Raw genomic sequence first — 9,622 nt, forward strand, 5'->3', positions numbered from 1 at the left:
TTTTTGAAGGAATCATCAAATACTCGTTTGCTCATATAATCAAATTTAAAAGTTTCTAGTTAAATCTGACAACTAAATTCCTCCAGTCAAATGTAGCAACTCCAGACAGTCTTTGGAGCCTATAACGCGGTAACGGGATACTTTCAGAACGTGCGCAGGTTTAAGGATGGCGAGGCAAAATTTAAGTCCATCACCGAGGGGACAGCCAAGCAAAGGGCACAGGTTGCCTTTGACCTCTGCGTTGATTTTGCAAGCAAGGGCACTTTACAGTTCAATTAAATTATCTGGGGCGGGAAACCGCCCCACTTTTAACCCAGCATAATGATGAAAAGGAAAAACAGGAACGAGCGCCAAAATCTGGAAAAGATCGCCCAAGCGCTCAGGCTATTGCAGAGCCTAGAAGAAATGGAGCTCTCCAAAAGTGATGCCTTTGAGGTACAGTTGACCAAGGGGCTGCTCATGGGCACTATCGAGCTTAGCGGGTACAGGGCAAAATACCATTGGCTCTTTGGCCTACGTCTTTTAAAGGCACCAACCCCGCAACCTATTAACAATCATTTAAAGATCAGAACATGACACAGGAAATAAAAATCAATATCACCCTTACAGTTGAGGCGGATATTGAACAGACAACAAGCGATCTTGAAAATTTTGTCCGTAGGATATTGACAAGCGCAGAAGGCAGCGAAATATTGTCACTTCACAAATACCACATCAACAGGATCAGGGAAGAAGCAGAAATCTATGCGCCAGATCCCAGACAGGACGATGGGGTATGGGAATTTGTAGAAAAATACTATCCGAACCATTACTCCTGCAATAAGATCATGCGTAACGATGACCTTTGCAAGATCGTGAACGGGGAACTCAATGGCGATGCGGAAAAAATGTTCACCGAAGAGTTCGGGGAAGATCTACAGCTCGCTACCGCTGCGTTTGATCAGTCGACCAAATACGTTTACGAACGTGCGATCGTGGGCTACCAGAGAGAACAGCACGGAAAGATAACGATCGTGTGGAGCATTGAAGACGTGGAAATTCAAGCAAAAAATAATGGTTACCATCCTAAAAGATGGGGAAGCGCAAAAGGTGCTTGATATGCTGAAGGATAAGCACGATTGTACCATTGGCATCACATGGGATGTTATCGATGAGTATCTGAGCTATATCGTTCCAGGTTCTGTAGAGGATAGCGGGATGGTGTGGGTGCCTATCCTATTTCAGGGCTAGGAGTATCTGGCAAAGGGAAATTCCCGATCTGCACAATAAGGATTTTACCTTGACCATTGCGCCGACCAGCCTTTGCAAGGCCATTAACCTGGACCCAAACGGTAAGGGGACGATCGGGGCAATGCTGACAGACGATCTGATCACCTACTACGCGACCGAGGAAGAACTCAAGCTAACCAACGAGGAACTTTTTAAGCTGATCTACGGGTAGAAAATAATGATTTTCTAGAATACAATTTAGTGCAGTCCAAACGGACTGCACTTTTTTTTCGCGACTCCACGCTTAGCTGACCCTTGATGATGGCTTCACGATTTTAGAACCGGTTGTTTATGGTCGGCTTCACGATTTTTTTTAGCAGCCTGTTCCGGATATAATCGTTGGTTACCTGGAGGGAGGCATGCCTGTTCTTTTCCATGATCGAATAGAACGAAGCGCCATCTTCGAGGTCATAAAAGTTCGAGCTGTGCTTGAGCGCATAGAATTTTAGTTTGGTACTGATACTGTACTTGATCCTGAAATATCTGAACTTCTGGGTGAAATATTGCTCGTCGATCTGCTGGGGCGATGTTCTGCAACGGTGTCCAAAGATGAAGTTTTCATCGGGTGCATTGCCCACAAGCTTTTCCAAAAGATCATACATTTCATCGTTGAGCTGAAATATGGCTTCGCTCTCGTTCTTGGTCTTGTGGGGAGGCAACATAAGGGTCCGCTTGATCCAGTCCACGTCCATCACCTGTAGCCTGGTCATTTCCACCGGACGGATATTATATAGGTAGAGCATTTTTGAGGCCACGTAGAGGCCAAAATAGCCAGGATCGCCTTCCATCAACCTCACCACGGTCTCGAGTTCCTTTTCCTCATAGATGGCAAACCTTGAACTATCGTGCCTGGTATTTTTCTTTACCGATTCCTTAACCGGGTTTTCCTGCACCACCTTGAACTTTAGCAGATAGGAGAAAAATGTACAAAGGTCGCAGCGGTAGGTATTATAGGTAACCTTTCCCCATCCCAGTTCATTCATCTTGAAGCCTAGGAAGTTGTCAATGTCCAGGGAATTAAAGGTGCCGATCTTGCGGTTGAGGAAACCTTTTGTATTCAACCAGTCCTTAAAGTGCTTGACCACGATCTTATTGTTCTTGAACGCTGTCTTTCCGATCATCTTGCTCTGATGGCGTTCCTGTCGATGTTCGACCCAAACGTCAAGGCATTTTGAAATGGGGCTGATAATGGTGAGGTCGACCTGTACGCCAAGGTCGACATAGGCATTGGTGAAAGGGTTCCAGCCCCTGCCCAGCATCAGGATGACCGCGTCAACAGCGGCAGCCGCTTTTTTCTTGATCGAAATCCTGGTATCTTTCACACCACCGATGCCCCCTTTTCGCGCCCTTTCTATGGTGGCATAATTGTCCGGGTTTGGCCAATAAAAATATAGGAAAGGTTTGTTGGAATGTGTTATTTTTGCGGGGATCGATAGATTGAAATCCGTTCCGTTCCATTCCTTTATGAAATGGTTTTGGGACTGTGGCTTGGCATTGCTTGTTTTCATACTGCTTTAAATTTCTAGGGTTTAAGTCGTATGCCTTGAGGAGGTGTCAACGGGATTGTTAGCAATTTTGTCAACGGTTTTGTCAACGATCGCATAAAAAACCCCTTTTAAACCACCTTAAAGATGGAAAAAACACAATATTGGCTAGTAAAATCAGAACCATTTAAATACAGTTGGACAAAGTTTAATGAAGATAAACGTACCTTTTGGGATGGCGTTCGAAATTATCAGGCACGCAATAACCTGCGTGATATGCGTGAAGGCGATTTAGTTCTTTTTTACCACAGTAACGAGGGGAAAAATGTTGTTGGTATTGCTAAAGTTGTTAAAGAATCTTACCAAGATCCAACCACCGATGATAAAAACTGGGTAGTTGTAGATTTAGTACCTGTTGAATCGCTTAAAAATCCAGTTTCTTTAGAGCAAATAAAGGCAGAGGAAAGTCTAAAAGATATTTCCTTAGTTCGTCAAGGCCGCTTATCGGTTATGCCTTTAAAAGCTGAAGAGTTTGATAAGATTTTAGAAATGGGAAGTTAATTAATTAGCCGTTTTAAATTTACTATCAAATTAACTCAAAAATTCTTGTATAATTAGGTGTGATAAAAAAAACTGCTAATTCTAAACCGTAGAAATCTCTTCTTTTTTACTCTTACTTAATGTGATACCTAAAGTCATTACTATACTACTTCCTAATACAACCAAGAATAAAAAAGATGGCCCAACTTCGGGTATTTTAAGTGATGCAGGTAAGTTAAAGTAAAGCAAAATACTTATCAATCCCCGGGGAGCAATATACAGAATTGGAGCAATTGTACCTTTTTTGAAAACTTTTAAGAAGAATAACCTCATTATATAGATAGTAGCGAGTATAAAAAAGCCATTAGCTAAAACTGGTTTATCATTCAGTTCGCTAATATTCATTGTAAAACCAAATATCACAAAGAAAAATGTTCGCAAAATGAATGCGCTTTCTGCAGATAATTGATAAAGTTGAGATAAATCTGCTGTTAAGTTTTTATAAAGAAATACGCCTCTAAACCAGGCATTCTGAATCGTATCTACGTTATTAAGAAATAAACCTGTACTCAAAATTAAAACCAAAGAGGAAAGATGATAGGATTGTCCTATTGCGTAAACCAAAATTAATATCGAAATAATCAGGAAGAATTTAATATGGTGAACGAGTCTTCCCATAATGTAAAGCAAAACTACGCAAGCAATGGCAGAGAGCATAATAATCAAAAAAGTGCTTAAACCTAAACCAATAAATGCCGATGTGGTAATGGAGTGGTTTGAAATAGCAAAATTAAAAAGGATAATGCCTAGAATATCCGAAAAAGAAGATTCGTAAATTACAAACTCTCTATCTTGCTTACCTAATGCTGCAGCCGATGGAATAGCAATTGCAGAACTGATTACACTAAAAGGTATTGCATTTGATATACAGGTATATAGGTCTTTATGTGTAATCTGATAGATAATCAGCGTGATTATGGTTGCTGTTCCAAGTAAAATGGTAAGTGCCGATAGAAACGCACTTCTAATAACTTTATTTTTATTGCGATCGTATTTAAGTTCTAACGAGCCTTCGAAAACAATTAAAATTAAACCAACCGTACCTAAAGTTGGCAGTATAGATAAAAAGTTAAAGGTTTGTATTTTTAGATAATCTACAATTACACGCAAGCCAATACCTAATAAAAGCAAAAGCAATACCGAAGGTATTTTTGTTTTACTGGCCACTAAATCAAACAGATAAGAGAAAATTACTAATCCGCTTAAAATAATAAGAATGGTATATGTTGTCATATTTACAGCGTAAGGTAAGCCGCTAAAATAAAACAAACATATTAAGCACCAAGAAGTTTTATGTAAAATTACGGTTTAAAGAATAAAGCTTTAAGTTCGTTTGCATCGCTTGGATTCATTTTCCCGCCTAAAACCAAGCGTAACTGTCTGCGGCGTAATGCTCCATCAAAAAGTTCTGTTTCTTCTTCTGTTTCTGGTATTAATTCTGGTACAGGTATGGTACGGGCACTTTGGTCTACAGCTACGAAAGTGTAATAAGCTTCATTACTTTTCTGACGGGCACCGCTAGGAATATTTTCAGCCCAAACATCAAGGCGAACCTCTACCGATGTATTAAAAGCACGAGTTACTTTGGCTTCTATCGTAATAACATCGCCAAGTTTTATTGGGTGTTTAAAGGAAACATTATCAACCGATGCTGTAACCACTATTCGGTTACAGTGTTTTTGAGCTGAAATAGCGGCGGCAATATCCATCCAATGTAACAAACGACCGCCCATTAAATTGTTAAGTGTGTTGGTATCATTTGGTAATACCAATTCGTTCATTATGGTAAAACTCTCTTTCGCAAATTTCTTTTTCAAACTCATATTGGGCACAAAAGTAAAAAAAAAGCCTATTATAAAGGTATTAAATTGAGGTTTTGACGGCTTTTGATGTAATAAGTGCATATGCTTAAGTTATTAAAACATGATGGAGTGGATTAGTAAGGGCTGTAAGTGAAAGCAGGGCTGATGTTGTCGATTATCACATTCCTTTCATTTTCTGAGAATAAATTCTTTCCTACGTTTTATGGCAAACAATTAAATATATATCCTGTTATCTTTATCAAAAATCGAATTGATGCAAAACCAAACACTAATCCAATTTTTTCATTGGTATTATAACGAAGAACAAAATTTATGGACTAAAGTTGCTGCTGAAGCTAGTCATTTAAAAGAACTTGGTGTAACCTCTGTTTGGTTACCACCAGCTTACAAATCTAATAATGCGGCTTATGATGTAGGTTATGCAGTTTACGATCTCTTTGATTTGGGCGAATTTGACCAAAAAGGAAGTGTAAATACAAAATATGGCTCTAAAGATGAGTATATTAAAGCAATTGATGCCCTGCACGAACAAGGAATTGGCGTTTTAGCCGATATTGTTTTTAACCATAAGGCAGGTGGAGATGAGTTAGAGAAGGTTAGCGTAAGAACAGTTAATCCTGATAATAGAGAAGAATTTACAAGTGATGTTTTTGAAATTGAAGCCTGGACAAAGTTTACTTTTCCGGGTAGAAAAGGAAAATATTCAGAATTTATTTGGGATCATCAATGTTTTAGCGGCGTAGATTGGGCGGAGGATTTAAAGAAAACAGCTATTTATTCGATTCAGAATTTTGCCGGAGAAGGTTTTGAAAAAGTGCCATCAACAGAATTGGGAAATTACGATTACCTGATGTTTAACGATATCGATTATAGAAACAGAGCTGTAATTGAGGAGTTGAAATACTGGGGCGAATGGATTGTTGAAACAACTAAAATTGATGGTTTTAGATTAGATGCCGTTAAACACATTAATCCCGATTTTATTATTGAGTGGCTCGACCATTTAAATTCAAAATATAATCGTAAGTTTTTTGTTGTTGCGGAAGATTGGAATGTGGTAGATATTGAAGGCCAGCTGGAATATATAGGTATAACTGCCGGACGAACTCAAATTTTTGATTCTTTATTACATCATAATTTTTATCTGGCAAGTCAGGAGAAAAACCAGTTCGATATGCGAACTATTTTCGATAAAACTTTAGTACAGATTAACCCTGAACTTGCAGTGACTTTTGTTGATAACCATGATTCGCAGCCATTGCAAGCTTTAGAATCTTATGTAGAGTTTTGGTTTAGGCCATTAGCTTATTCGATGATTCTTTTACGTGAGCAAGGAACTCCTTGTTTATTCTTCACAGATATTTATGGCGGAATTTATGATGATAAAAATGAAGCTGGAGAGGATGTGCACATAGATTTGGCCATTATACCTGATGTTGCAACAATGAGCAAAATTAGAACAAGCCACGCTTATGGTTTACAACGTGAGCACTTTGACCACGGAAATTGTGTAGGTTGGACACGCGAAGGCGATGATGAACATGAAAATAGTGGTTTAGCTGTTTTAATGAGTACTGGTGAAGAAGGTTTTAAAGAAATGGAAATTGGTAAAAAGTTTGCTGGAAAAACTTTTATTGATGCTTTAGGGCATAGAGAGGGTGAACTTGTTATTGATGAAAACGGTTGGGCTGAGTTTCATTGCAATGCAGGAAGCCTTTCTGTTTGGGTAATGAAAGGGTAGTTTTTGTAAGTATATAGTCGTTCCCGCGAAAAAGGGAATGTTAAAGGATTAGGTTTTACTCCTCGAAGTTCTGCTTCGATTTTTTGCCACAGATTTACCGATTTTTAAAAATTTGTGAATCTGTGGCAATTGTTTTATTAATAAATCTGAATATATATTCTAAAATAAGTTTATTGTTGGGAGCAAATTTTACAAGAAATTATCGGCTTCTCGATATGCTTTTATAACGGCAAGTTCACCATCTTTTCCACTTTGAGAATTTCCGTGTTCCATGCCCATAACGCCTCTATAACCTTTAGCGTGGAGCCACTTGAAAAGGTTTTTATAGTTTATTTCACCTGTTCCTGGTTCTTTTCGGCCTGGGTTATCGCCAATTTGAATGTAAGCAATTTCATCCCAGCAACGCTCCATTGTTTTAATTAAATCGCCTTCTGTACGTTGCATGTGGTAAATATCGTAAAGTATTTTGCACGACGGGCTTTGTACTGCTTTGCAAACTGCATAGGTTTCATTTGTTTTCTGTAAAAAGAGCTCTGGAGTATCGCTCAAGGTTTCTAAAACCATGATTAATCCATGCGGTTCAAGAATTTCTGCTCCTCCTCTCATAGCGTCAATTACGTTCGCAAATTGATTTCCATAAGGTAATTTTCGTTCGTAAAAACCTGGTACAACGGTTAACCATTTCGCATTGCAACGTTTGGCCGCTTCGACAGATTTTTTGCAGGTTTCGATAAATTTATCTTTAAATTCTTTTTTACCTGTTGTAAGTGAGGTTTTCCAGTTATCGCCTCCATCTATAACAAAAACACCCATTCTCATTCCAAGTTTAGATAACAAGTTTCCAATTTTCTCTTGTTCATCAATAGGTCGGTTTAAGTATCCATTATCTTCAATAGAGCGAAAACCTCTATCGTACATGAACTTAATCTGGTCTAAAAAGCTTTTTCCCGCATGGTTTTCGAACATTCTTTGATGAGGAGCATAATCCATATTGAAGGTTTTGTCAGCTAATATATTCGCCGTCTTTTCAGTAGCAAAAGCATTAGTTATGCCAGTGCCTACGCTAATTGCACTAGCTGTTAGAAAGCCGTTTCTTATAAATTCACTTCTTTTCATTTCCTTCAAAAATTTTAATGGATGTATGATTTATCGTCTATCGGAAACTCTGTTGCTTAAATTAGTAAAGCCGACTAAGGTGTCCCATCTTGCTCCAGGTTTACGGTAATAAACAAAAATTTGATAAGTATTTTCAGTCTGAAAAAATGCACCTTCGAAAGGTTTTGTTTCTACAGTTTTAGTTGTTTTATCCAGCCAGGCATATTCATAATCGTACAAGCCTTGCTTAAGCAAAATGTTGCCGTAAAATTGTTTTCTATTGGCATCGTAAACTAACTTGTTTTCTTTGCTTAGCGTATAATTATTGAAACGGCCAACCACATAAGCTTCGCCATCTGCTGTTGGAGGTGCGGCATTTAGCATAAATAAAACGCCCATATATTCGGCTTCAGTTTTATCATCACGACCATCAGTATTCCTTATAAAAAAGTTTCCGTTTTCATCAAGCTGATTAGCAAAAGTTCCTGTGTTCCTAGAAATGTCCTGAAAGAGCATAACGTTAACCGATTCATTGTCACGATAAATATCTCTAACATTGTCGCCCTTAAAACGTAAACTTCTAGTGTCGAATTTTCTAAATTCATTATCTCCCCAAAAATCATTTGTGTTAATGTCGTTGTAAACTAATTGATTTGGGCGAACGAAAGAAGGTCTTGTATTTAGTTGAGCAGTATTTGAGTTAAAATTTTGCATAACAATGGCTTTCAAATCCTGATAAGGATTTGGAATGGGCATTGAATGATTTAGCGTGAAATTTATTTTCTGCTTAGAATTTCTATCTGCAACCTGAAGCGAATTGGTAATTTCGGCAACCACAGCCACCTGACTATCCAATATATAAAAGCGTTGCGAAATAACAGGTTGGTTTTTATCTCCATCGAGATAGACCTTTAGCACATAATTACCGCCAATTTTAGGTTTTACCTGTGTGTTTGGCAAGCTCAATTCATAATGAGTATATTTTCTTGCTGTGTTTGATGAATATCTATAATTTATTATTCTATCATCGTTAAAACCTTCAAGATAATCGATGCTAGTAATGCGAGATGTTTTCCAATCTGAAGTGCAATGCTCTACTGTGTACCAATAGTTTTTTGTTCCGGCCAATAAATCATCAAAAGAAAAAGTAATGGTTTCTGATGAATTAAGTATAATCACTGGGATACTTTGTTCTTTATTGCTGTTATAGCAAAGAACTGTTTTAATATTTGGGAGATAAATTTTATTCTCGTTTGTAAATACTTTATCGTTTTGGGCGAAGATTAGGGTAGGGAAGATGATTAGTAGTACAGCGATTAGTTTTTGCATGGTTAAAAGTAAACAGTATTAACCACAGATGAAAAAAAATTACATGGATATTTTTTGAGCTGGATTTAAATATTGCCACTGAAACACAGATTCACACTGAATAATAAAGAGACTGTTCTGTGTTTCAGTACTTCTGTGGCAAGAACAATTGCATAAAAAAAGCCCCAGAAAAAATCGAGGGCACTGAAAAAGTGGACTTAAAATAGTTTGTTTTTGCAAAGCGGATGAATGAGTTCTGAACTCTTCATCCGCTTTATTTTTTTTATGTCATTTGATATTTC

Annotated in this window: 10 protein-coding genes and 1 pseudogene; 6 read left to right on the plus strand and 5 right to left on the minus strand. The window is 37.9% G+C overall.

Features of this window, described 5'->3' with window-relative positions:
• Nucleotides 1-105 precede the first annotated feature (105 nt).
• The 4 genes and pseudogenes from ACFOUY_RS09460 to ACFOUY_RS09475 all read left to right on the plus strand — a co-directional run.
• Nucleotides 106-279 (plus strand): annotated as a pseudogene (locus ACFOUY_RS09460) (DUF932 domain-containing protein); the annotation flags it as partial.
• Nucleotides 280-321: 42 nt separating this feature from the next.
• Nucleotides 322-576 carry a hypothetical protein gene (locus ACFOUY_RS09465; RefSeq protein ID WP_378960264.1) on the plus strand — a complete coding sequence of 85 codons (255 nt, stop codon included), beginning with the start codon at nt 322-324 and terminating at the stop codon, nt 574-576.
• Complete coding sequence (locus ACFOUY_RS09470; RefSeq protein ID WP_378960265.1) at nt 573-1,097, plus strand: hypothetical protein; 525 nt, start codon at nt 573-575, stop codon at nt 1,095-1,097. Before ACFOUY_RS09465 ends, ACFOUY_RS09470 begins: the two co-directional genes overlap by 4 nt.
• Complete coding sequence (locus ACFOUY_RS09475; protein ID WP_378960266.1) at nt 1,054-1,230, plus strand: hypothetical protein; 177 nt, start codon at nt 1,054-1,056, stop codon at nt 1,228-1,230. Before ACFOUY_RS09470 ends, ACFOUY_RS09475 begins: the two co-directional genes overlap by 44 nt.
• A gap of 314 nt (nt 1,231-1,544) precedes the next feature.
• Here the strand turns inward: ACFOUY_RS09475 and ACFOUY_RS09480 are convergent, their stop codons facing one another.
• Nucleotides 1,545-2,777 carry a tyrosine-type recombinase/integrase gene (locus tag ACFOUY_RS09480; protein ID WP_378960267.1) on the minus strand — a complete coding sequence of 411 codons (1,233 nt, stop codon included), beginning with the start codon at nt 2,775-2,777 and terminating at the stop codon, nt 1,545-1,547.
• 123 nt (nt 2,778-2,900) lie between these two features.
• Between ACFOUY_RS09480 and ACFOUY_RS09485 the strand changes: the two genes are divergently transcribed.
• Nucleotides 2,901-3,314 (plus strand): EVE domain-containing protein, encoded by a 414-nt coding sequence (locus ACFOUY_RS09485; RefSeq protein ID WP_378960268.1) that lies wholly within the window; start codon nt 2,901-2,903, stop codon nt 3,312-3,314.
• An 81-nt stretch (nt 3,315-3,395) separates the two neighbouring features.
• Here the strand turns inward: ACFOUY_RS09485 and ACFOUY_RS09490 are convergent, their stop codons facing one another.
• A complete protein-coding gene (locus ACFOUY_RS09490; RefSeq protein ID WP_378960269.1) occupies nt 3,396-4,586 on the minus strand; it encodes a cation:proton antiporter in 1,191 nt (396 codons plus the stop codon).
• Between the two features lie 68 nt (nt 4,587-4,654).
• On the minus strand, nt 4,655-5,176 hold the full coding sequence (locus tag ACFOUY_RS09495) for an acyl-CoA thioesterase (protein ID WP_378960270.1): 522 nt from the start codon (nt 5,174-5,176) through the stop codon (nt 4,655-4,657).
• A 253-nt stretch (nt 5,177-5,429) separates the two neighbouring features.
• Between ACFOUY_RS09495 and ACFOUY_RS09500 the strand changes: the two genes are divergently transcribed.
• A complete protein-coding gene (locus ACFOUY_RS09500) occupies nt 5,430-6,917 on the plus strand; it encodes an alpha-amylase (protein ID WP_378960271.1) in 1,488 nt (495 codons plus the stop codon).
• Nucleotides 6,918-7,106: 189 nt separating this feature from the next.
• Here the strand turns inward: ACFOUY_RS09500 and ACFOUY_RS09505 are convergent, their stop codons facing one another.
• Nucleotides 7,107-8,033 carry a hydroxypyruvate isomerase family protein gene (locus ACFOUY_RS09505; protein WP_378960272.1) on the minus strand — a complete coding sequence of 309 codons (927 nt, stop codon included), beginning with the start codon at nt 8,031-8,033 and terminating at the stop codon, nt 7,107-7,109.
• Between the two features lie 30 nt (nt 8,034-8,063).
• Nucleotides 8,064-9,341, minus strand: a complete 1,278-nt coding sequence (locus ACFOUY_RS09510; RefSeq protein ID WP_378960273.1) for a type IX secretion system plug protein — start codon at nt 9,339-9,341, stop codon at nt 8,064-8,066.
• Nucleotides 9,342-9,622: the final 281 nt, after the last annotated feature.

Origin of the sequence: Pedobacter jamesrossensis (assembly GCF_042650905.1) — a bacterium.
Taxonomy (GTDB): Bacteria; Bacteroidota; Bacteroidia; order Sphingobacteriales; family Sphingobacteriaceae; genus Pedobacter; species Pedobacter jamesrossensis.

Coding starts and splice junctions, on each gene's coding strand:
- ACFOUY_RS09465 (WP_378960264.1), top strand. CDS start 322: ATGATGAAAAGGAAAAACAGGAACGAGCGCCAAAATCTGGAAAAGATC.
- ACFOUY_RS09470 (WP_378960265.1), top strand. CDS start 573: ATGACACAGGAAATAAAAATCAATATCACCCTTACAGTTGAGGCGGAT.
- ACFOUY_RS09490 (WP_378960269.1), bottom strand. CDS start 4,586: ATGACAACATATACCATTCTTATTATTTTAAGCGGATTAGTAATTTTC.
- ACFOUY_RS09485 (WP_378960268.1), top strand. CDS start 2,901: ATGGAAAAAACACAATATTGGCTAGTAAAATCAGAACCATTTAAATAC.
- ACFOUY_RS09480 (WP_378960267.1), bottom strand. CDS start 2,777: ATGAAAACAAGCAATGCCAAGCCACAGTCCCAAAACCATTTCATAAAG.
- ACFOUY_RS09510 (WP_378960273.1), bottom strand. CDS start 9,341: ATGCAAAAACTAATCGCTGTACTACTAATCATCTTCCCTACCCTAATC.
- ACFOUY_RS09475 (WP_378960266.1), top strand. CDS start 1,054: ATGGTTACCATCCTAAAAGATGGGGAAGCGCAAAAGGTGCTTGATATG.
- ACFOUY_RS09505 (WP_378960272.1), bottom strand. CDS start 8,033: ATGAAAAGAAGTGAATTTATAAGAAACGGCTTTCTAACAGCTAGTGCA.
- ACFOUY_RS09495 (WP_378960270.1), bottom strand. CDS start 5,176: ATGAGTTTGAAAAAGAAATTTGCGAAAGAGAGTTTTACCATAATGAAC.
- ACFOUY_RS09500 (WP_378960271.1), top strand. CDS start 5,430: ATGCAAAACCAAACACTAATCCAATTTTTTCATTGGTATTATAACGAA.